We start from the raw sequence: 21,670 nt of genomic DNA on the forward strand, positions 1-21,670 counted from the left end.
GCGTTCACCCTATCCTCGACCGCGTTCACCCTATCCTCGACTGATGGTGCGACGGTTCCTCCCGTGCTGGGCTGCGGGTGCGCTGGCCTGCGGTCTCGCGACGGCAACCCCGGCCGGTGCCGTGCCCAACCCGAAGTGCACGCTCGCCACCGCCGTGCAGGAGGTGCAACACGTGTCCGAGCTGCCGGCCGAATTGCGCGGCCTGCTGCCGCCGATCGCTGATATCGGTGCGCCGTTCAACAGCACCGATGCGGTCAACGACCCGAACCTGCCGTTTCGCCGCCTGATTCGCGCCGGCCACCGCGGCAGTGACTGGTTCGTCTGGTACGAACACGGCGGAATCGGCTACTTCTGGCAGGCTGTCGTCGCCCGGGTCACGCCCGGCGGTTCGCCCACCGTATTGGCCGATGCCGGAACCATTTCCGACGCCCTGTGCACGGTGACCGACGGGGTCTACGCCGGCACGGTTCCGCCTTATCCGCCGGGCACCTGGGAGGCCGGTGCGCTCTAGGCGGGCCAGGCGTCCCAGCGGATCATGCTGCGCAACGGGCCGGCGAACAGTGGCCGCACCACCCCCGATTCCCACCGCTGCTCGACGACCGGCGCGAGCGCCGCGCTGACGGTCAGGGGGTCGTCGTCGAGATAGACGACGGTGACGTAGTGCGGATCGGTGCGCCACCCACGCGGGGCTGGGGCGCAGACCGAGCCGAACGTCCAGACTCCGGCCACACCGGCGCAGGCGAGCAGCGCCGGACTGTGCTCGGCCCGCAACGACCTGAGCCAGGCATCGGTTCGCCCGCCGGCGGGCTCCGCGGGTTCTTCCAGGATCAACAGCACGCCGCGGTGCGGCCGGAACGGTACCACCTCCGCCGACACCAGCGCCGGTGGCGCCGAATCCCATTGCAGCAGGCGAAGGCCGGAGATCTGCAGCAACGGCCGCATGGTGGGCATCCGCCCGTTCTCCCGTAGCACGCGGCCGAGTTCGACGAAATCGGCCAGCGTGTCCGCGACGGGTTCGCCGACGAGATAGTGCACGACATTGCCGATGTCGCCGAGCGGGCCGTGTGCCGCGATGCGGTGGGCGGGGTAGTCGCCGTCGGCGATCCAGCGCAGCGCGTGCACGATGCCGGGCAGCTGGAACTGCTCGGGCATGTGGTCCAGCAGGTGCCAGCGCAGGTATCCGTCGTCGGCCGGCGCCGCGGCGGTGAGGCTGAAGATCCCCGCCCTGACCCGGTTCATCCGGCGTTCAGTTCCGCGAGTGCCTGCAGGTTCTCCAGGTAGTGCTGCAGCGAGTCGTGGCGGAAGGTGGCGCTGACGATGGTGGCGCCGTGGGCGACGGTCTCGGCGATCAGTTCTCGGGCGCGGTCGGGTTCGCCTATGGGATCCAGCCGGTGCGCGGGTCCCAGTACCACCTCGAAATCCGGGGGAAGGTCGCAGCTGCCCAGCCATTCTCGCGCCTGCGGCAGGCTCACGTTGAACGGCGCCCAGCCGTCGGCCAGGGTGACGGCCCGCCGCAATGACCGCAGCGTGCGGCCGCCGATCCACAGCGGCACCCGCGGTTGCACCGCACACGGGTCGACGACCATGCCGTCGAATGAGTAGAACTCGCCATGGTAGGCGGGCTCGGCCACCGACAGGGCCGCGCGCAGCGCCCGCAACGCGTCGTCACCCCGCGTTCCGCGGTCCTCGAACGGGGCACCGATCAGGTCGAACTCCTCTTTCAACGACCCGACGCCGACCCCCAGGATGAGCCTGCCGTTGCTGACCTTGTCCAGCGTGCCGTAGCGCTTCGCGATCTCCAGCGGGTGGTGGTAGCCCAGCACCAACACGTTGGTGGCCAACCGGATTCGCTGGGTGCGGGCCGCCAGATAACCGAAGGTGGCCAGCGGATCCCAGTAGCGCGCGCCGCGGCGGGCCTGCTCCGCGGCGGGCAGTGCGATGTGTTCGCTACAGGTCAGATGGTGATAACCGAGCCGGTCGGCCTCCTCGGCAACCCGCGCGATGTCCTCGATCGACGCGTCGATCTCCCAGTCGGCACTCACCCCGGGGAACATCGTCACCACCGGTGTGGAGACGGATAACTTTGCGGTCGCGGCGCTCATCGCGCTAGATTCTAACAGTGCTCGAATTGATTCGAACATGGCTCGAATGACGGCGCGGCGCGCATACGGCGAACTCGACCGCACTCAGGTGGTGTCCTCGCTGCACGCACTGGCGCGTCGGGTCGGCGTGCAACAGGTGACGATGCGGGAACTGGCCGCCGAACTCGGCGCCGCGGTACCGTCGGTCTACTACCATGTGCCCGGAAAACAGGCCGCGCTGGACCTGCTCGCGGAATCCGTGCTGGCCGGCATCCCGGTGCCCGATACCGGCCCGTGGGATATCAGGCTGGCCGAACTGTACTGCGCGGCGCGCGAAGTCATGCTCGATGTGCCGGGCATCGCCGGCATCCTGCAGACCCGCGGCGGCGGGGAGCGCGCCCGCCGCCTGGACCGGCTCAGCCGTTCGCTGCTGGCCGAAGCCGGGGTGTCCAAAGCCGTTGCCGCGGCGGCGCACACGGTGCTCTACACCTACCTGCTGGGCTCGGTCAGTCTGGACGAAGCCCGCGGTAAAGCCAATTCCACCAGGCGTTTTCGGGCCGGGCTGGACGTGATCATCGCCGGTATCAAGGCATCCGAGGGGGAGTCATGACCGTTCCGAAGCTGGGTTCGCTGGTGGTCGAGAACCAGCAGACGCAGGCCGACCGCGACGCCGCGGCGTTGCTGAACCCCGACACCTTCGTCACCGGCGCCCCGTTCGACGCGATGGCCAGGTTGCGTGCGGATGCGCCGGTGCACCCGGTGCAGATGTCCGGCCTGCCCCGGGCGTGGCTGTTGACCCGGCATGCCGACGTGCGGCTGGTCAGCCGCGACACCGACACCTTCAGCAGCAGCAGGGGCAACACGCTGGTCGAGGTGGGGGCCGGTCCCACCTCGGCGATGCTGCCGGGCATCGACCCGCCGCGGCACGTGCACTATCGCAAGCTGATCAACCAGGGTTTCACCGCGCGCAATGTATTGCGGCTGGAGCCGCACATGCGCCAGGTCGCCCGTAACATCGTCGCCGACATCACCGAGAAGGGCGAATTCGATGCGGTTCCCGACATTTCCGCGGAGATGTCGCTGCAAGTGATCGCCGACGTGCTCGGGGTGCCCGCCGAGGACCGCATGGAGGTTTTCCGGTGGAGCAACGCGATCGGGACGTTGGGCATCGAAGATCCCGACTATGCCCCCACTCCGGAAGCCCTCGGGCAGGCCGCGGCCGAGATGTTCCGCTATTGCGGCGAACTGGTCAAGCACCGCCGCACGCACGGTCTCACCGACGACATCCTGTCGGCGTTGCTCGCCGCCGAGGTGGACGGGCAGAAACTCAACCGCGATCAGCTCAACGAGTTCTTCCTGCTGCTGGCTATCGCCGGCAACGAGACCACCCGAAACACGTTGAGCCACGGCATTTTGGCGTTGTCGCAGCATCCCGATCAGCAGGCGCTGCTGGCCCGCGATCCGGAGGCGGTCAAGCCGGCGGTCGAGGAACTGCTGCGCTGGGCGAGTCCGGTGATGCACTTCCGCCGCACCGTCACCCGCGACGTCGAGATCCGCGGCCGGCGCATTCCCGAGGGCGACTGGGTGCTGATGCACTACCTGTCGGCCAACCGGGATGAGGAGGTGTTTGATCGGGCCGGCGAATTCGACGTCACCCGCCCGGATGCCGGGCACGCGGCGTTCGGCGGTGGGGGAGTGCACTTCTGCCTGGGGGCGCAACTGGCCCGGCTGGAGATGCGGGTGATGCTCGAGGAGTTGTATCCGAACGTGCCGGGCCTGACGGTGACCGGTGAGCCCGACCGGCTGCGGTCGTCGTTCTTCCATGGGATCAAACGACTTCCGTGCAGTACGGGTTAGCCGCCTTCGGCTTTCGTGATCTGCTCGCCCATGTCTTCTGCGTTCAGTCGCGCCTGCAGGAATGCGCCCGAGGTCGGCAGGCTCAAGTGCAATTGTGAGGCGCCGCTGACGGCGACCTCGCCGCGCTGAAGCGTGAAGTCCAGGACGTGGCCGCCGGCGGTGCGGTCGTCGTTAAGGAAGTGCAGGTGATAGCCCGCGACGGCAATGCCTTGTTCGAAGTCGGGGGTGCGAAACCCGACCAGGGTGCCCGAGATGTCGGTGAACCGGGTTTCGGCCTGTCCCTCGGTCGCCTGCGTCAGCGGCGGATACGGCTTCTCCTGCTCCATGACGGTGCGGGTGTGCAGGTCGGCGAAGTGGCCGGTGACTTTGACGGCGTAGATGAGGTTGGGGCTGGTGATCCGCTGGTCGATGGCGGCGATCACCGCGGCGCGTTCGGTGCGGGCGTTGATGGCGATCGCGAAGTCACGGTGGAAGCGGGTGACGGCCGCGAACGGGGTGCGGTCGGTTTGTGCTGCGCGCGTGGCGGTTCCGTCGGCGCGCAGCCGGTAGCACATACCGTCGAGGATCACCATCTCGCCGTCGAGGTGGTTGAACGTGCCGAGCCCGAAGTCGCCGTGCTGCAGGATGTCGGCCACCGTGGCGTCGCCGTCGTACACGCCGTCGAGCAGGGCGCTGATGGTGGAGTACTGGTAGACCTCGGACTGGTGCCCGATGAGCCGCGCCGCCCACCGGCGGAAGTGCTCCTGCGCGGTGCTCATTCGAATGTGTCGTCGTGTAGGTGCGCGGCGAGGTCGACGTTGTGGCTGTAGTCGACGGGGACATCGATCAGCGACGGCCCCGGTTCGGCCAGCGCCTGTCGCAGCACCGCGCCGAATTCCTCGAGGCTGCCCACCCGGTAGCCGTGTGCGCCGAACGCCTTCGCATAGGAGACGACGTCGTAATCACCGAGCTGCACCCCGGATTTGCGGCCGTACTTGAGCTCCTCCTGAAAGCCCACCATGTCGTAGCTGTTGTCGCGAAAGATGATGTGGGTGAACGTCAATCCGAGCCGGGCGGCGGTCGCGAGCTCCTGCGCGGAGAACAGGAAGCCCCCGTCCCCGGACACCGACACGACGGGAGTGCCCGGCCGCACCAGGCAGGCGGCCATGGCCCAGGGCAGAGCGACTCCGAGTGTCTGCTGACCGTTGGAGAACAGCAACCGGCGCGGCTGGTACACCCGGAAGTGCCGCGCCAGGTAGATGTAGACCGAACCGATGTCGCAGGCGATGGTCGCGGTGTCGTCGAGTTCCTCGCGCAGCCGCAACACGACGGCCACCGGGTTCAGTCCCGGGCCGTCCGGCGGCTGGTTGCGCGCGGTTTCGTCGATGTCGGTCAACGCTTTTCGCTGAGCGTCGATCTCCGCCTGGTAGTCGGGGGTCGGGGCGAGCCCGGTGAGTGAGTCCGTCAGTGCGGTCAGTGTCGCCGCGATGTCACCGCGCAGTTCCACCGTCGGCTGGTAGTGGTTGTCGACGTCGGCGGGTACCGAGTCGATGTGCACGATCGGTCGATCGACGTGGTCGTTCCACAACGCCGGGTCGTATTCCACCGCGTCGTAACCGATGGTGACGATGACGTCGGCATGCGCCACGATGACGTCGCCGGGCTGGTTGCGGAACAGGCCCACTCGGCCCAGGAAGTGGTCTTCGAGTTCGCGGGAGATGACACCGGCGGCCTGAAACGTCTCCACTACGGGCAACCCGGTCGCGGCCACCAAAGCCCTTAGCGCCGTGCAGCTTTCGGGATCGGCGCCGCGGATGCCCACCAGCAGCGCGGGGCGCTGTGCGGTGCGGATCAGTTCGGCTGCGCGTGCCACGAGATCAGCCGGCGCCGCGGCCAATCGCGGGATCGGCAGCGCCGCGGTGATGCCCGCGGTGGTTGGGGCGGCCAGCACGTCGGAGGGCAGGACCACCGCGGCGGCGCCACAGGGTTCGGTCAGCGCCGCGCGGAACGCCGCGACGGTGGCCTCGGCGGCGTTGTCGGGATGGTCGATCTCACCGGTGAACTTGGTGACCGTGCGCAACAGCGCCGCGGCGTCCATCGACTGGTGGGTGCGCTTGAGCCGGTCCTCTCGCTGCACCGCGCCACACAGCGCCACCACCGGATCCTGTTCGGTGTTGGCGGTGAGCAGGCCGGTGGCCAGGTTGGCGGTGCCCGGCCCGGAGGTCACCAGGACGACGCCGGGGACGCCGGTGAGGCGGCCGACCGCCGCGGCCATGAAGGCGGCGTTCTGCTCGTGCCGGCACACCACCACCTCGGGTCCGCCGTCGAGCAGCGCGTCATAGACGGCGTCGATCTTGGCGCCCGGTACCCCGAAGATGTGCCGCACGCCCTGCGCGGCCAGCACATCGACGATCTTCTGGGCGCTGCGCACGGGAGTCACCCAGGCGACGCTACTTGTTCGTCGGCCATGCGGTGACCCCTAGTCGACGTCGGCGGGACCGAGCAGCCGCACCTCTTCGAGGTCCATGGTCTCCTGGATCTCCCGCAGCACGATGTCGTCGATGCGCCGCTGGTTACGCAGTTCGGTGATGGCTTGGCGTTTGCGCTCCAGGACGCGCAGGTGCACCTCGCGGATCTTGTCCCGGGCCTCGGTGAGGTGATTGCTGTCGTCGGAGTCGTCGCCGTCGGCTTCGGCCAGCCGGGCCTTCTCCTCGTACTCCTTCTGCAGGCGGGCCATCAGCTTGGGGCCGATGCCGACCTCGGCCGCGACCTCCGGCAGTGCCTCCAGCGCGATTTCGGCGCCGCGGGTGCGGGCCAGTTGCACCTCCTCGGCGCGGGCCACGTCTTCGGGCAGCTGTGCCCACCGGACCACCAGCGGCAGCGTGCTGCCCTGCATCAGGACGGTCACCAGGATCACCACCGAGACGACGAAGATGATCAGGTTGCGATCCGGGAACGGGGCGCCGCTGTGCGTTTCCAGCGGGACCGCCAGCGCCGCGGCCAGGGAGACCGCCCCGCGGAAGCCGGCCCAGCTGGTGACGCTGCGCTGCCGGAAGGGGACGTGCCGGGTGGGCCGGTTGGTGGTTCTGTCGATGGCCAGCCCCAGCATGGTGGTGAGTTCGACCCAGAGAAACCGTGTCGCGATCACCACGCCGCACACCACCAGAGCGAGGTAGAAGGCGTGCCGGATTCCGCCGTGCACGTCGGCGATCCCGCGCATGGCGTTGGGGATCTGGACGCCGACGAACACCCACAGCGAACCGTTGAGCAGGAACGTGGTGATGTCCCAGAAGGCGAACGACTGCAGTCGCGAGCGGGCCCGGATGACGCGCGGGCTGACATACGTGAGCATCAGCGCCGACACCAGCACCGCGACCACGCCGCTGCAGTGGGTCGACTCGGCCAGCAGGAACGCCGCGAACGGTGTCAGCAGGCTCAGCGCGCCCTCTTCCAGGGGCGCGTCGATGCGGCGCCGCAGCAGCGTCACCAGTCCGCCGACGATCAGCCCGGCCAGGATGCCGCCCAGGTAGGAGTAGACGAATCGCAGGGTGAGGGCCAGCGGTCCGACCTCGCTGCCGCCGACGGCCACCGACACGGTGACGCCGAACAGCACCAGTGCGGTGCCGTCGTTGATGAGGCTCTCGCCGCGCAGCACGGTCAGCGAGCGGCGCGGCAGTTTCTTCGCCAGGCCGGCGACGGCGGCGGCGTCGGTCGGGGACAGCACGGCGCCCAGCACCGCGGCCGCGTGCGATTCCATGCCCATCGCGCGGGCGGCCCAGGACACCGCGAATGCGGTGGCGATGACCAGGCCGATGCTGGTCATCACGATGACCCGCATGTTGGCTTTGATCTCCCGGAAGCTGGTGTTCAGGCTCTCCCAGTACAGGATCGCCGGCAGGAACAGCAGCAGCACCAGCTCGCCTTCGATGTGGACGTGGGCGAAGCGGGGGATCAGGCCGAGCAGTGCGCCGAGGAAGATGAGCAGCACCGGGGGACCGACGCGGAAGCGGCGGCCCAGGAGGGTGCCCAGGACTACGGTGGTGACCAGCGCGACGATCAGAACAAGCGCGAACACCTGTCCCATCCTTGCGTAGCGTCACGCCGTCGGCGCGGCGGCTGGTGTTTCAGCTGCAGTCGCAGCAGTCTCCGCAGTCGCAGCAGCAGCTGTCGCCCTCGCAGCAGGTGTCGCAGCAGCAGTCGCATTCGCACTCACAACAGCAGGCGTCGGTGCAGGTGTCCCAGCAGCCTCGTTTGGGCTTCGCTTCGGGCGGAAGCTCACCGGGCGGGATCTCGCCGGGGTAGTTGGTGAAGGGCTGGTCGCCGAAGTTGATGCCGTCCTGCTGACCGTGCGGCGTTCCGGACGGCCCGTTCGGATAGTTGTTGAAGGTGCGCGAGACCGAGCGCCTGAGCTCTTTGGTCAACAGCCGCGTGGGCAGCCGGCCGTCGGTGAAGTCGACGTCGGCGAGTGCGAGCTGGATGCCGAGCACCGCGTCGTCGCAGAGGGTGCGCGCCTCCTCGATCGGTGTCCCGGTGGCGGCCAACGGGTTCCACTTGCCGTGTGCCACGTCGTCGCGGTAATCCTCGACGGCGTCCAGGAGGTGCGCCACGCGGCCGAAGAGCAGGCCGATCTCGCGCAGCGGCGCCTCGTTGGCCGGGCGTCCGGCCAGTACGGCGGTATGCGCGAAGGCGGCAGCGACCGCGGTCTCGGTGGGTTCGGTGACCGTGAGCAGTGAGCTGCCGGGGCCGGCTTCGGCTTCCAGCTCGGTCTGGCGGTCCATCGCGGCGACCAGCACACCGGCGTCGAAGCCCAGCTCGTGTCCGGTGTCGGTGCCGCGGCGCACCCAGCGTTCGGCGAGGCGTCGCGCGGTGGGGCGTACCGCGGCCACCCCGACCAGGCCGTCGCGGTCGTCGACGTGATCGCGGACCTTGGCCGCGGCCAGTGCCAGTGACACCACGGCGGCCAGTCGCACGCATTCGCCGGTCGCCACATCGGCACGCTTCATGCCGCGCAGTGGGCACGGGCCGGCCGTGCGGCGCGTCGGCTTTGCCGCCGACTGCGCCTCGACCAACAGCGAGACGATCAGGCCGTCGTAGTTGGTTGCGATCCGGGCGGCCTGGCCGTAGTCGTCGCGCAAAGCCAGACACAGGCCGCAGAGCTGGGCGCGCCAGGCGGCGGTGAGTTCGCCGCCGAGCCGATGACGGCAGGGCCGAATGATGCCAAACACGCATTGAAAGTACCGGACCGTTTGCTGGTGCGCCGGTATATCCGGGTGCCGTGGCGGCGGGATTTCGCAGGTGTGTGCGCCGTCTGTGAACCTGCAAAGCCGTCGGCGCACACTCGGTCAGCGGGGGTTTATTGTGCACTGATGAAGGTCAAGTTCATGGCCATCCTTGCCGCTTTCCTGATGCTGGTGGGGTGCTCGAGCCCGAGCAAGGCGGCGACCAAGACCATCGAGGTCTCCATCGACGAGGTGCTCAAAGAAAGCGCGATCACCCGGGACGTCACGCTCGCGGTCGGTGACACGCTGAAAATCTCGCTGGGCGCCAATCACAGCACGCCATACCGCTGGACGGCCGATCCGAAGATCGCCGACGCCGCGCTGCTGAAGCAGGACACCCACGAATATCTGCGCGGCAACACCGACCGGATGGGTGCGCCCGGCACCGAGGTCTGGACGTTCACGGCGGTGAAGTCCGGGAAGACGACGATCGTCGCCAACTACGGCAGCGTGGTGGGGGATGCCGCACCGACGTGCGTCTTCACCGCGAACGTCACGGTGCAGTAGTGCGGTAGTTCCACGCCGCCTGCGTCCCCACCCGTCGTCAGAGAGGAGTCCCGCGATGACCGAGGAACTGAACAAGGTCGACTTCCACTTCGATCCGATGTGCCCGTTCGCGTATCAGACCTCGGTGTGGATCCGGGATGTCCGGGAGCAACGAGGCATCACCATCGACTGGCGCTTCTTCAGCCTGGAAGAGATCAACCGCGTCGAGGGCAAGAAGCATCCCTGGGAGCGGGAGTGGTCCTACGGGTGGTCGCTGATGCGGATCGGGGCGTTGTTGCGCCGCACCGACATGGATCTGCTCGATCGCTGGTATGCCGCGGTCGGCCATGAACTGCACGACCTCGGCGGCAAGCCGCACGACCCTGCCGTGGCGCGGCGCCTGCTCGGTCAAATCGGCTGTGACGCCGACATTCTGGATGCCGCGCTGGCCGATCCCTCCACCCACGACGAAGTCCGCGCCGAGCACCAGCGCGTCGTCGACGCGAGCGGATACGGCGTTCCCACACTGTTTTTCGAGCACGGACAGTGTCTGTTCGGGCCGGTGCTGGTCGACCCGCCGACCGGGCCGGACGCGCTGAAGCTCTGGGATGTGGTCACGGGCATGGCCTCGCTGCCGCACGTGTACGAATTGCAGCGGCCCAAGACGCCGGCCGACGCCGAGCTGATCGGTCGCAGCCTGCGCCCATATCTGGACGGGCGCGACTGGGTGAGCATCAACCGGGGTGAGGTGGTCGACGTGGATCGGTTGGCCGGGCGGTCCTAGACCCTCGCGCTAGGGATTTCATTCCCATCGCCCATTCGCCGGCTGACGCTCGGCAAAGTTTCCTAGCCGGAAATTACGCGCGAAGCTTTTAGGGCCTTTAGTCCCTTATTTCCGCATTCCGGTACTCGTAGCATCTGCGCTGGGGCGACGCGATTCCACTCGGGCATGGCCGCATCGGGGCGGCCGGGAATCGGGTCAGGAGGTCAACCATGGCTAATTTTCCGATGCTGCCGCCTGAGATCAATTCTCTACTGATGTTCAGTGGCGCGGGTTCCGCGCCGATGGTCGGCGCCGCGGCGGCGTGGAACGGGTTGGCCGATGAGTTGGGCGCGGCGGCGGATTCGTTCTCCTCGGTGACTTCAGGCCTGACCAGTCAGGCATGGCAGGGCCCGGCCGCGGCGGCGATGACCGCCGCGGCCGCGCCGTATGCGGGGTGGCTGAGCGCGGCGTCGGCCAGTGCAGCCGGTGCGGCGGCGCAGGCCCAAGCGGTCGTCAGCGCCTTCGAGGCCGCGCAGATAGCGACGGTGCACCCGTTGCTGGTGGAAGCCAACCGCAGTGCGTTCGTGCAGCTGGTTCGCTCGAATTTCCTCGGCATCTTCGGACCGGCGATCGCCGCCTTCGAGTTCGACTACGAGGCGATGTGGGCCGCCGATGTCGCCGCCATGACCGAATACCACGCGAGCGCGGCGGCAGCTGCCGCCGGATTGAACCCGTTCGAGCAGCTGTTACAGGCATTGCCGTTCAACGTCGGCATCGGCAATAAGCCTGGCAGCAACGGCAATATCGGCAACGGCAACAACGGCAACGCCAACATCGGCAGTGGAAACACCGGAAGCGGAAACCTCGGCGGCGGAAACGGCAGGTTGGGTACCACGGCCAACGGGAACATCGGCAGCGGGAACCTCGGCAACAACAACTTCGGCAGTGGCAACAGGGGCAACGACAACATCGGGTTTGGAAACACCGGCAACGCGCTAACCAGCACCAACCCCGGTGCCAACTTCGGCGCGGGCAACGCCGGCAACGGAAACTTCGGCATCGGCAACCGTGGCGACCTCAACGTTGGCGCCGGCAACACCGGTAACGGCAACGTCGGCTTCGGCCTGACCGGTAACAAGCTGGTCGGTATCGGGGGTGCGTACTACGACTCGGTGACCGGTCAGTTCGTTTTTAACGGCCTGAACTCTGGGACCGGCAACATCGGCTTCGGCAACTCGGGCACCCATAACATCGGCTTCTTCAATTCTGGCGACGGCAACGTCGGCATCTTCAACTCGGGCTTCAACCCCGTGTTGGCTGATGTGGGCAAGATTCAAGGTATCGGCATCGGACAGTCCGGCTTCGGCAACATCGGTCTCGGCAATACCGGTAGCGGCAATTTCGGCCTGGGAAACACGGGAACGTTGAACACCGGCTTCTTTAACACGGGCACGTTTGACACCGGCTTCGGTAATGCGGGCAGCACCGACACCGGCTTCTGGAATTCAGGCAACCTGAACACAGGCAGCGGCAATTCGGGCAACACAAATACCGGCTTCGGGAACTTCGGCAACCTCAACACCGCCATCGGCAGCGTGACCAACCAACCCGGCCCGAACTCGGGCTTCGGCAATACCGGCACCGGCGTATCGGGCTTCTTCAATTCGGCCACCGGCGGAGCGTTCAACGGCAACATGTCGGGTGTAGGAAACACCGCCAGCGGTGGCTCGAACATAGACGCCGTCGTGTCCGGCTTCTTCAACAACGCCGTCACGAGCGCTTTGAGTCCCAACAACGCCTTCAGGGTCTCGGGCTTGCTGAACACAGGCAACCAGGTAGCGGGGCTATTCAGCATTGTGCCGCTGTTGAAACAGCTGACGGGATAAGGGGCCCGTCACACCATGGCGATCGGCGAGATCTTCAGCCCAATTGCCAAGGCGCCGGACAACTCTCGGCTGGTGTCGTAGTCGAAGATCACGTGCCCGCTGATCACGTCGACGTCGCGCTTGGCCCGCTGCAGGGGGTTTTCGAGGAAGTGCGCGCTGGCGCCGGAGGCTTCGAGCAGATCGGCGATCACGCCGCGGGATTCCTTGACGATGTGCGCGGCCGCCAGGCGTGCGTCGGCGCGCACCGCGCGGGGCACGGTGTTGCCGCTGGCCAAGATGTCGTCGATGCGGTCGGTGGTGTCATGCAGTAGGCCGTGCAGCGCGCGCAATCTGATGCGGGCCTGGCCGAGGCGCGCCTGCGCTGCGGGCTTGTCCTTCTGGCTGGTGCCCTCGTAGGCGATGACCCGTTCGCTGAGCCGCTGGGTGTAGATCTCCGCGACGCGTTCGGCGGCGCCGAGGGCCGGCATGGCGGCGGTGAGCGCGAGTGCGGGTACCAGGGGCCAGCGGTAGACGTCCGCGTCGTGCAGCCTGGCGCCCGGTGTGGTGCCGGCGTAGATGTCGGTGATCTTGACCAGGCGGTGCTCGGGCACGAAGACACCGTCGGCGACGATGTCGTTGGATCCGGTGGCGCACATGCCGTCGGTGTGCCAGACGTCGACAATGCCGATGTCGTCGGCCGGCAGGAGCGCAAGCGCCGGGTAGATGGCGTCGTCGGGGCCGCAGAGGGCGCCGACGATGGCCCAGTTGCCGTCCATCACGCCGGTAGCCCAGGACCAGCGTCCACTCAGGGTGACCCCGCCGTCGGCCGGCGTGCCGCGGCCGGTAGGTGCCAGCGGAGCAGCGGCGAGGAACGGCTGGGCCGCGAAGCCCTCGGCCTGGGCCCGCTCGTCGAACAGGGACAGCATCCAGGTGTGCAGGGTGTAGAACGCGGCAGTCCAGGCGGTGGAGGCGCAACCGTGTGCCATGCGGCGTACCGGGTCGAAAATGGCTGAGAATTCGGCTTGTTGGCCGCCGTAGCCCTTGGGCTTGAGCAGCTCGGTGAAGCCGGATGCGCGCAGCTCGTCGACGGTGGCTTCCGGGAGCCGGCGCAGCCGCTCGGCTTCCTGGGCGCGCTGTTGCAGGCGGACGACGAAATCGTCGGTGATAACCGTCATCGTTACACCATACCTTTTGGTATGGTCAGGGGCGAAGCAGGAAGTCCAGGAACGTGTCGCGTTGCCGCTTTTCCGGCGTCGCTACGGACAGATGCAGCAGACCGATCCCGGCGGCGAACGTGGTGCTGGCCCGCAGGTCGGCGTCGTCGGCGCCAAACCCGTAGTCGCGGAAGGCTTGTCGTACCTGCTTGAACAGCCGGCCGTCGGCGGCGCGGACGGAGGCGGCGATGTTCTCGTCGGAGCGCGCCCACTCGCGCATGGCGCGCTCCAGGGTCCAGTGCCGCGGCCTGACGAGCATTGCGATCATCTGCGACAGCCGTTCGCGGGGTTCGACGTCGCCGAGTTGCTCGATCTCGCGGAGTTCGTCGTCTTTCATCCGGGCCCAGGATTCGATCAGCGCCTGGCGGTAGGCCGCCATGTCGGTGAAATGCCAGTAGAAGCTGCCTTTGGTGACGTTCAGGCGGCTGCAGAGCCGGTCGAGTTTGAGAGCGTGGAGTCCTTCGTCGGCCACTGTCGCATACCCGGCCTGTAGCCAGTCGTCCACCGTGAGACGGCTGCTGGTCGCCATAGACGGCAGCCTACGTGGAAGGATCGGGAGATGACTTCGCCGCGTGGCGGGTCGCGTGTGGGGACCCGGTTCGGACCGTATGAGCTGCGGTCGTTGCTGGGTACGGGCGGTATGGGCGAGGTGTACCGGGCCTTCGACACGGTGCGTGGGCGGATGGTGGCGCTGAAGCTGTTGCGCCCGGATCTGGCCGCCGATCCGCAATATCAGCAGCGATTCCGCCGGGAATCCCAGATCGCGGCGCGATTGCAGGAACCGCACGTCATCCCGGTGCATGATTTCGGGGCGATCGGGGGCGTGCTGTTCATCGACATGCGGCTGGTCGAGGGCGGCAGCCTGCGGGACGTGTTGCAGTCGCGCGGCCCGATGGACCCTGCCGATGCGGTGGCGGTGGTGGCCCAGGTGGCGTCAGCGCTGGATGCCGCCCACGCCGACGGGCTGGTACATCGCGACGTCAAGCCGGAGAACGTGCTGATCAATGCCGAAGGTTTCGCCTACCTGGTCGACTTCGGCATTGCCCGTGGCGGCGGAGATCCGAGTTTGACGGGCGTGGGCCTGCCGATCGGGTCGTATGTGTACATGGCGCCGGAGCGGTTCAACGGTGACCGGGTCGGGCCGGCGACCGACGTCTATTCGCTGACCTGTCTGCTCTATGAATGTCTCACGGGCAGGCCGCCTTTCGACTTTCCTGAACCCGCTGCGGTGATGAGCGCGCACCTGTTCTCCGCGCCACCGCGGCCGAGCATCATGCGCCGCGGGGTTTCCCGGGCCTTCGACGGGGTGATCGCCAAGGGGATGGCCAAACAGCCTGCGGCACGGTTTGTTTCGGCCGGTGATTTGGCCCGTGCCGCTGGCGCGGTGCTGCGTCCGCCGTCGGGCACGCGTCCATTTCCCACGGATTATCCGAATCCCGAGGACACCGGTTACAGTCCGTATCCTGCTCCGGCGCCCGCGCCGGTCCCGGTTCGGCCGGTGCGGAGGCGCCTGCCGGTGCTGCTGGGTGGATTCGCGGCACTGATGCTGGTGATTGCGGCGGTGTTGGCGGCGTTCCTGGCGTTCGGCAGCCGGTCCGGTCCGTCGACGCCGTCGGCTTTGCCGACGACGTCGTTGGCCCCGTCGTTGTCTCAGCCCGTGGACGGTGCCGACGGGCTCGGCTTCGTCGGGCACACGGCGCGCTGTGACCCCGGGAACCCGCCCGCGGCGGTGCTGCGCACAGCGAAATCACTGGTGGTGGTGTGTCAGCGTGGGTCGGGGAGCTTCTACTACCGGGGTGAGCGCATCAGTGACGGTGCGCATATCGAATTGGGTGGTGCGGTAAGGGCTTCGGGAGGATTCGACGTGGTGAATCCGGCGAACGGGGTGCGCTATCAGATTCGTCCGCAGATGCTGACCATTCTGAGTGGTAGTCACGTCGACTCTGCGGAGCCGGCATTGGGGTATGCCGCGGGTGGTTGACGGGGGCCGGCGTCACATCGGTCAGGTTGAATTGCGGTTTGGCGCCAGTGGCGCCAAAATGGCGCCATGCCGAGCGTCCAGATCAAGGATGTCCCAGAAGAGACTCACCGGGTGTTGCGGGAACGCGCGGCGCGCGCTCACCAGTCCTTGCAGGAGTACCTCCGCAGTCGGTTGATCGCCGAGGCGAATCAGCCGACGGTGGAAGAGGTCCTCGACCGAGTGGCCGGACGACGTGGGGGTCGAGTGTCGAGTAGGGCGGCTGTCGAACATATCCGGGCCGAGCGTGATCGTCGTTGACGCGAGTGTCTTGGCTGTCGCGCTAGGCGACGACGGAGACGAAGGACAGCGTTTTCGGGAACGGCTCGAGAGTGAAATATTGGTTGCCCCAGAACTCTTCGACCTCGAGGTGATTTCGGTGTGGCGCCGCCACGTCACCGCGAAACTGATGACCGCTCGAAGGGCCAGAGCCGCGGTCGAAGATTTGTCCGACCTCCCGATCCGACGCTGCTCGCATCAACCAGTTCTGCAACGCATCTGGGAACTACGGCATACCGTGACGTCCTACGATGCCGCTTACATCGCGCTGGCCGAGACGCTCGCTGTCGCCCTGGTCACCGCCGACGCACGCCTCGCGCGAGTATCGGGCGCCAGATGTGAGATCGAGACGCTCGGTGGCTGACCGTTTACTCGCCGAACACCACGCCGGGATTGAGGATGCCCGCCGGATCGAAGCTTTCCTTGATCCGCCGCATCAACGCCACCTTCGCGGGGTCTTCCAGTTTCAGGTAATACGGCGTCTTGGCCCGTCCCAGCCCGTGCTCACCGGAGATCGCCCCACCCAATTCCATTGCCAGCGCGAAGATGTCGGTCATCAGCTGCTTGCGGGCCACCTCATCCTTCAGCAGGATCGCCAGGTGCACATTGCCGTCGCCGGCATGCCCGCAGCCAGCCACGCCACCGCCGGCCGCCGAAGCCAAACCCCGCACCGTGCTGAGGAATTTGGGCATCGCCGAACGCGGTACCACGGTGTCGATGATGTCGTCGGCCCCGATCGCCTTGGCCGTCCAGAAGGCCTTCTCGCGCGCCTCGATCAACCGCCGCGCCGAGCCGCCTTCCAGCACGTACGCGTCCACGGCACCCAGCTCGGCCAGCAGCTCGCCGGTACGTTCGACGTCCTCGTCCAACCGGTCTGAGGTCCGGTTCTCAAGTCCCACAACCAGATACGCCGCGCAGCTGTCCCGGACCCGGTCCGGGATACCCAGTTCGAGATTCTGGGTGTGGATGATCGCGGCCATCGTCAGGTTGTCGATGTACTCGAGGATGTAGGGGGCCAGCCCGGCGGCCAGCACGGCCGGCACCGCCGTCATCACCTGGTCGAAGTCGGCGAACGGGGCGACCACCGTGGCGCTGTGGTCCAGGCGCGGGTACAGCTTGACGGTCACTTCGGTGGCCAGCGCCAGCGTGCCCTCGGAGCCGACGATCAGCTGTGTCAGGTCGTAGCCTGTCGACACCTTGGCGATCTTGCCGCCGGTGCGGATGATCTCACCCGTCGGCAACACCGCCTGCAGGCCGAGCACGTTGTGGCGGGACACCCCGTATTTGACCGCACGCATCCCGCCCGCGTTGGTGCCGACGTTGCCGCCGACGCTGGCCGACAGCTCGCCGGGGTAGACCATGTAGCGCAGGCCGTACTCGTCGGTGGCGGCGTCGAGTTCGGTCAGCGTGATCCCCGGCTGCACGACGGCCACCTGGTTGGTGGTGTCGACCTCGAGAACCTTGTTCATCCGCTCGAACGAGATGAGCAGCCCGCCGTCTGCGGGGCGCGCGGCACCCGACAGGCCGGACCCGGACCCGCGGGCCGTCACCGGCACGCCGGATTCGGATGCCGCCTTGAGTAGTTGGGCGACCTCCTCGGAGCTGGCCGGTTTGGCGACGTACGCCGGGCGCACGGGTGACTGGGTCAGTTCTTCGTCGTGGGAGTAGTCCTCGGGGACCGCGTCACCGGCGAGCAGGTGCTCACTGCCGACGATCTCGGCGAACCGCGTTGTCATGTCGCTCATCGGCATCAATCTATCCTTCGTTCGGCCCTGGAAGGTGAGGACTTCTGACTCTCACCAGCGCACCCGTTGGGGCGGATAGTAGCGGCCATGGAGCACCTGTCTGCCCTCGACGCCGCATTCCTTGAAGTCGAAGACTCCGATCCACACGTGAGCCTGGCGATCGGCGGGGTGTCGATCATCGAGGGGCCGCCGCCCACCCATGAGGAGTTCGTCGAGGCGTTCGCCGAACGCGTGCAATCGATTCCGCGCTGTACGCAGGTGCTGCGGACTCACCCGCTCGACATCGGTCCGCCGGAATGGGTGCAGGATCCGCACTTCGACATCTCGCGGCACCTGCACCGGCTGGCGGTCCCGCAGCCCGGCGGCGACGTGGAGCTGTTCGACGTGGTGGCCGATGTCATGGAGCGCCGGCTGGACCGCGAGCGCCCGCTGTGGGAGTGCTACATCATCGAGGGTTTGAGCGACGACCGATGGGCGGTGCTGACCAAGCTGCACCACTGCATCGCCGACGGCATCGCGACCACCCAGATGATGGCGAAGTTCAGCGACGAGGGCGGCGGCGAGTCCTTCGCCACCGACATCCACGGCGCCCAGGAGCCGGAGCGGCGGTGGTGGGACGTGAAGGTGAGCTTGAACCCGGTTAGTTGGATGAGTGGCTTGGTACGCGGTGCCCTCAGCGCGGCCTCTGCCGTCGAACATGCGGCGCTGGGCGCGGCCGAGCTGACGGCCAGCATGCTCACCTCGGCGCCGGACACGTCCTTGAGTGGCTCGGTCACCACGAGGCGGCGCTATCGGGCGGCCCGGGTCCGGTTGGCCGATCTGCACGAGGTCGGCGACGCGTTCGACGTGACGATCAACGACGTGGCGCTGGCGGCGATCACCGCCAGCTACCGGCAACTGCTGCTGGACCGCGGGGAGCAGCCCGGACGCAGCTCGCTGCGCACGCTGGTGCCGGTGTCGGTGCGCGGGACGAACCACTTCAACATGACCGACAACGAGGTGTCGGCGATGCTTCCGCTGCTGCCCGTCGACGAGGCCGATCCGGTGACCCAGCTCGAGTTGGTGCACAAGCGGCTGCTGCACGCCAAGGCAAGTGGTCAGAGCGAAGGCGGCAGTGCGATGCTCTCGGTGGTCGGGAATGTGCCATTCGCGTTCTCGGCGTGGGCCGTTCGACTGCTCAGTCATCTGCCGCAGAAGGCCGTGGTGGCGCTGGCGACCAATGTCCCCGGTCCGCGTGCTGAACAACGGCTGCTGGGCCGTCGGGTAGTGGAGATCCTGCCGGTGCCGCCGATCGCGCTGCAGTTGCGCACCGGCATCGCGATGGTCAGCTATGCCGAGCATTTCGTCTTCGGCATCACCGGTGACTACGACGCCGCCCCCGACCTCGACGCGCTCGCCTCGGGGATCGAAGACGGGGTGGCGCGGCTGTTGGAGCTCGGCAGGGCGCTTCGGGTCAAACGCCGGAAGCCACGTAAGGCGTTGGCCTAGGCCACCTTCGGGGCGAAGGTGACGGGCAGCGTGCCGAGGCCGGTCATGGCGGGGTTGCCGAGGTAGACGGCAACACCGTCCTCCTCGACCGCATAGTCGGGAATGCGGTCGAGGACGGCCTTGACCATCACCTCGGCCATGGTTCTGGCCAGGTGCGATCCGATGCAGCGGTGGGGTCCGAGGCCGAAGGCCAAGTGGCGATTCGGGTTTCGGTCCAGGATGATCTCGTCGGGCCGGTCGAACTCATTCTCGTCGTGGTTGGCGGCCAGCCAGCTGATGATGAGTTTGTCGTTCGCTTTCAGGTGTTGGCCATTGAGCGTGACGTCTTTGGTGACGGTGCGGCTAAGTTGCTGATTGACGGAGAAGTAGCGCAGGAACTCGTCGGTGGCGGTGCGGTACAGCTCGGGGTTGTGTCTCAGTTGGTCTCGCAGCTGGGGGTGGGTGCCCAGGTGCAGCAGGGTCAGCGCGGTTTGTGAGGTGGTGGTGTCGACGCCGCCGCCGATGAGGTTCCAGATGATGTTGAGCAGTTGCTCGTCGGTGAGTCTTCGATTCTCGAACTCGAACTGGAGGAGGAAGCTGGTCAGGTCTTCTTTCGGATTGCCTCGCCGCAGGGCGGCGTATTCGAGGACACCCTGCATCATCTCCGGGACGGCGGCGATAGCGGTGGCGTATTCGGGGCTGTCCTGGGGGACGGCCATGACGGCGTGGAAGAGGTTGGCGTAGAGGTGCCAGTTGTCGTAGGGCAGGCCCATCAGCTTCATGGTGAGGATGGCCGGGACGGGGCTGGCGAAGTCGAGGACCAGGTCCATGTGCCCTTCGGTGATGTGTCGGTTGAGGAACTCGTGCGCTTTCTCTTCCATGAACGGCCGGAGTTTGTCGACGGCGCCGGGGGAGAAGAACGGGGCCAGGGCGTGTCGCAGGGCCTGGTGGTAAGGGCCGTCGATTTCGCCGATCCCGAGGGCGGGTTGGCCGTCGGGGCGCGGGACGCCCATCTCACCCTGGTAGTCGATGCCGTCTTCGGCGTTCGGCTCGTATTTCTGCGCGAAAGTGTCGCCTTCGCGGGCGGTTTCGCGCACCGCGTCGTAGCTGGTAAGAAACCAGAAGCCGCCGTAGTTGGTGTTCCAGGCGACCGGGCATTTGTGCCTGAGCTCGGCGTTGATGGCGAGTTCGTTGAGGTTGAACTCGTCGGAGTGGTGGTCGAAGTCGACGATGATCTCGGGTGGGATGTCGGGCCGGGCTGTCACTGGTCGGTGCCTCTCGGGGTGCGCGGCTGGGTGTGTGTCTGGGTCGGCGGCGGGGTGCGCGGCGGAGCGGGCGGCGCTTTTTACGCTATCTTTGCATTATTACGCAGGAGGTGTGGGGCCATCGAGGACTGGGCGGCTGGGGCGACGATCGGCGGGCAGGTGGTCCCGGCGCTGCCTGATCTGGCTCGCATGCGGCGCGAGCGGTTTGCTCGGCTGCAGGCCGGTTTGGCTTCTGCCGGCTTGGACGGGCTGGTGTTGCTGGGGTCCAGTGCGGTGTCGTATGCGACGGGAGCCTTGACGCCGTCGATGGACGGTGACACGGCGGCGTTGTTCCGGCCCGTGGCGGTGGTGGTGGCGGGGGAGTCGGCGCCGCATCTGTTCACGATGTTCGCGGACGGCGCTCCTTCGGACGTGGTTCTGCACGGGCCGTTGTTTCCGGATCTGGACGACGGGGTGTTTGCGTCGGAGTTGGCTTCGTTGTTCGGTGGTTCTGGCGCGCGGTTGGGCATTGACCACTTGTCGCACGCCATGTTTCGCGGGCTGAGCGGCTATGAGTGGGTGGACGCGTCGGGGGTGTTGGGTTCCGCGCGGGTGTTGAAGACGGTGGACGAGGTGGCGTGTATTCGGCACGCGCAGTTGCTGAATGAGCTGGCGATGGAGGATGCGCTGGCGTTGCTTCGGCCGGGGGTTCGGCAGGTTGACTTGAGTGCGGCGTTTCTGCGGCGGGTGTTCGAGTTGGGGGCGTCGGCGGGTGGGATCGATCCGATCTGGCAGGTGATGGCTCCTTCTCGTTCGGCGGGCCCCTGGACGGTGCACGGTGACTTGGCGTATCCGACGGTGACGTCGGATCGTTTTCTGCGGTATGGCGATGTGATCTGGGTGGACGCCGGGATCATGTACGAGGGGTATGCGTCGGACTACGGTCGGACGTGGGTGGTGGGTTCGGCTTTGGATGCCGTGCAGCGTGGCCAGTTTGGACGGTGGCGCGAAGTGGTCGATGCGTGCCTGGACGTGTTGCGGCCGGGGGTGTCGGGTTTGGATCTGTGCAAGGTTGCGGTGGCGGCCAATGACGGGGTGCGGCCGTGGATCGAGCATTTCTACCTGGCGCACGGGGTGGGGACCGACAGCGCGGAGATGCCGTTGATCGGGACGGACCTGGGCGAGGAGTTCGATTCTCGGCTGGTGGTGGAGCCGGGAATGGTGATGGTGTTCGAGCCGGTGATCTGGGATGAGGGGTCGGCGGGATATCGCGCGGAAGACATTGTGGCCGTGACGGATAACGGGTGGGTGAAGTTGAGCGGCTCGGATTATGCGCCTTACGGGCGTTTGTCATGAGTCCGGTGGCGCGGGACCGTGGTGTGCGGGTTGGGGTG

At 67.1% G+C, this 21,670-nt stretch carries 21 protein-coding genes; 11 read left to right on the top strand and 10 right to left on the bottom strand.

All coding sequences use genetic code 11. The features are described from left to right. Positions 1–43: 43 nt before the first annotated feature. Positions 44–511 carry a hypothetical protein gene (locus tag QXH22_RS17800; protein ID WP_306276492.1) on the top strand — a complete coding sequence of 156 codons (468 nt, stop codon included), beginning with the start codon at positions 44–46 and terminating at the stop codon, positions 509–511. Here QXH22_RS17800 and QXH22_RS17805 read toward each other — a convergent pair. Together QXH22_RS17805 and QXH22_RS17810 are read right to left on the bottom strand one after the other, a co-directional pair. Beyond that, complete coding sequence (locus QXH22_RS17805; RefSeq protein WP_306276493.1) at positions 508–1,239, bottom strand: hypothetical protein; 732 nt, start codon at positions 1,237–1,239, stop codon at positions 508–510. The genes QXH22_RS17800 and QXH22_RS17805 overlap by 4 nt on opposite strands. Next, positions 1,236–2,102: a TIGR03619 family F420-dependent LLM class oxidoreductase gene (locus tag QXH22_RS17810; protein ID WP_306276495.1), complete on the bottom strand. Its 867-nt coding sequence runs from the start codon at positions 2,100–2,102 to the stop codon at positions 1,236–1,238. Before QXH22_RS17810 ends, QXH22_RS17805 begins: the two co-directional genes overlap by 4 nt. A 46-nt stretch (positions 2,103–2,148) precedes the next feature. On the opposite strand from QXH22_RS17810, the gene QXH22_RS17815 reads away from it, so the two are divergent. Both QXH22_RS17815 and QXH22_RS17820 read left to right on the top strand, forming a co-directional pair. Further along, entirely contained in the window at positions 2,149–2,691 is a 543-nt protein-coding gene (locus QXH22_RS17815) for a TetR/AcrR family transcriptional regulator (RefSeq protein WP_306276496.1), read from the top strand. Beyond that, positions 2,688–3,938, top strand: a complete 1,251-nt coding sequence (locus QXH22_RS17820; RefSeq protein WP_306276497.1) for a cytochrome P450 — start codon at positions 2,688–2,690, stop codon at positions 3,936–3,938. Before QXH22_RS17815 ends, QXH22_RS17820 begins: the two co-directional genes overlap by 4 nt. On the opposite strand, the gene budA is transcribed toward QXH22_RS17820, so the two are convergent. Genes budA through QXH22_RS17840 form a run of 4 tightly spaced genes read right to left on the bottom strand, consistent with a single transcriptional unit; the run spans position 3,935 to position 9,142 of the window. Continuing rightward, complete coding sequence (budA, locus tag QXH22_RS17825) at positions 3,935–4,696, bottom strand: acetolactate decarboxylase (protein ID WP_306276498.1); 762 nt, start codon at positions 4,694–4,696, stop codon at positions 3,935–3,937. The two genes, QXH22_RS17820 and budA, sit on opposite strands and share 4 nt — an antisense overlap. Then, positions 4,693–6,357: an acetolactate synthase AlsS gene (alsS, locus tag QXH22_RS17830; protein ID WP_306276499.1), complete on the bottom strand. Its 1,665-nt coding sequence runs from the start codon at positions 6,355–6,357 to the stop codon at positions 4,693–4,695. Before alsS ends, budA begins: the two co-directional genes overlap by 4 nt. Before the next feature lie 39 nt (positions 6,358–6,396). After that, the gene (locus QXH22_RS17835) at positions 6,397–7,992 is read right to left on the bottom strand and encodes a Na+/H+ antiporter (RefSeq protein ID WP_306276501.1); all 1,596 of its coding nucleotides are present in this window, start codon (positions 7,990–7,992) and stop codon (positions 6,397–6,399) included. Positions 7,993–8,041: 49 nt separating this feature from the next. Next, on the bottom strand, positions 8,042–9,142 hold the full coding sequence (locus tag QXH22_RS17840) for a DUF5685 family protein (protein WP_306239834.1): 1,101 nt from the start codon (positions 9,140–9,142) through the stop codon (positions 8,042–8,044). Between the two features lie 141 nt (positions 9,143–9,283). Here QXH22_RS17840 and QXH22_RS17845 point away from each other — a divergent pair, with 141 nt between their 5' ends. The 3 genes from QXH22_RS17845 (at position 9,284) to QXH22_RS17855 (ending at position 12,331) form a co-directional block, all read left to right on the top strand. Further along, positions 9,284–9,703 (top strand): protease inhibitor I42 family protein, encoded by a 420-nt coding sequence (locus tag QXH22_RS17845; RefSeq protein WP_306276502.1) that lies wholly within the window; start codon positions 9,284–9,286, stop codon positions 9,701–9,703. A 67-nt stretch (positions 9,704–9,770) separates the two neighbouring features. Then, entirely contained in the window at positions 9,771–10,466 is a 696-nt protein-coding gene (locus tag QXH22_RS17850; RefSeq protein WP_306276910.1) for a DsbA family protein, read from the top strand. 209 nt (positions 10,467–10,675) lie between these two features. Then, the gene (locus tag QXH22_RS17855; protein ID WP_306276503.1) at positions 10,676–12,331 is read left to right on the top strand and encodes a PPE family protein; all 1,656 of its coding nucleotides are present in this window, start codon (positions 10,676–10,678) and stop codon (positions 12,329–12,331) included. Positions 12,332–12,339: 8 nt separating this feature from the next. Here the strand turns inward: QXH22_RS17855 and QXH22_RS17860 are convergent, their stop codons facing one another. Both QXH22_RS17860 and QXH22_RS17865 read right to left on the bottom strand, forming a co-directional pair. Then, a complete protein-coding gene (locus QXH22_RS17860; protein WP_306276504.1) occupies positions 12,340–13,485 on the bottom strand; it encodes an acyl-CoA dehydrogenase in 1,146 nt (381 codons plus the stop codon). A gap of 25 nt (positions 13,486–13,510) precedes the next feature. After that, complete coding sequence (locus QXH22_RS17865; RefSeq protein ID WP_306239838.1) at positions 13,511–14,053, bottom strand: TetR/AcrR family transcriptional regulator; 543 nt, start codon at positions 14,051–14,053, stop codon at positions 13,511–13,513. Between the two features lie 30 nt (positions 14,054–14,083). Between QXH22_RS17865 and QXH22_RS17870 the strand changes: the two genes are divergently transcribed. The 3 genes from QXH22_RS17870 (at position 14,084) to QXH22_RS17875 (ending at position 16,184) form a co-directional block, all read left to right on the top strand. Further along, positions 14,084–15,505 (top strand): serine/threonine-protein kinase, encoded by a 1,422-nt coding sequence (locus QXH22_RS17870; RefSeq protein WP_306276505.1) that lies wholly within the window; start codon positions 14,084–14,086, stop codon positions 15,503–15,505. A gap of 66 nt (positions 15,506–15,571) precedes the next feature. Next, positions 15,572–15,802: a hypothetical protein gene (locus QXH22_RS30500; protein WP_371934252.1), complete on the top strand. Its 231-nt coding sequence runs from the start codon at positions 15,572–15,574 to the stop codon at positions 15,800–15,802. After that, positions 15,789–16,184, top strand: a complete 396-nt coding sequence (locus tag QXH22_RS17875; protein ID WP_306276506.1) for a type II toxin-antitoxin system VapC family toxin — start codon at positions 15,789–15,791, stop codon at positions 16,182–16,184. The genes QXH22_RS30500 and QXH22_RS17875 overlap by 14 nt, the downstream gene beginning before the upstream one ends. A 4-nt stretch (positions 16,185–16,188) precedes the next feature. Here QXH22_RS17875 and QXH22_RS17880 read toward each other — a convergent pair whose 3' ends face one another. After that, complete coding sequence (locus tag QXH22_RS17880) at positions 16,189–17,565, bottom strand: FAD-binding oxidoreductase (protein WP_306276507.1); 1,377 nt, start codon at positions 17,563–17,565, stop codon at positions 16,189–16,191. A gap of 87 nt (positions 17,566–17,652) precedes the next feature. Between QXH22_RS17880 and QXH22_RS17885 the strand changes: the two genes are divergently transcribed. Then, positions 17,653–19,053: a wax ester/triacylglycerol synthase family O-acyltransferase gene (locus QXH22_RS17885; protein WP_306276508.1), complete on the top strand. Its 1,401-nt coding sequence runs from the start codon at positions 17,653–17,655 to the stop codon at positions 19,051–19,053. Here the strand turns inward: QXH22_RS17885 and QXH22_RS17890 are convergent. After that, positions 19,050–20,297, bottom strand: a complete 1,248-nt coding sequence (locus tag QXH22_RS17890; protein ID WP_306276509.1) for a cytochrome P450 — start codon at positions 20,295–20,297, stop codon at positions 19,050–19,052. The genes QXH22_RS17885 and QXH22_RS17890 overlap by 4 nt on opposite strands. Between QXH22_RS17890 and QXH22_RS17895 the strand changes: the two genes are divergently transcribed. Then, positions 20,244–21,632 (top strand): Xaa-Pro peptidase family protein, encoded by a 1,389-nt coding sequence (locus tag QXH22_RS17895; RefSeq protein WP_306276510.1) that lies wholly within the window; start codon positions 20,244–20,246, stop codon positions 21,630–21,632. The genes QXH22_RS17890 and QXH22_RS17895 overlap by 54 nt on opposite strands. The last annotated feature ends 38 nt before the right edge of the window (positions 21,633–21,670 follow it).

This window comes from Mycobacterium sp. TY814 (assembly GCF_030755175.1).
Lineage (GTDB): Bacteria > Actinomycetota > Actinomycetes > Mycobacteriales > Mycobacteriaceae > Mycobacterium.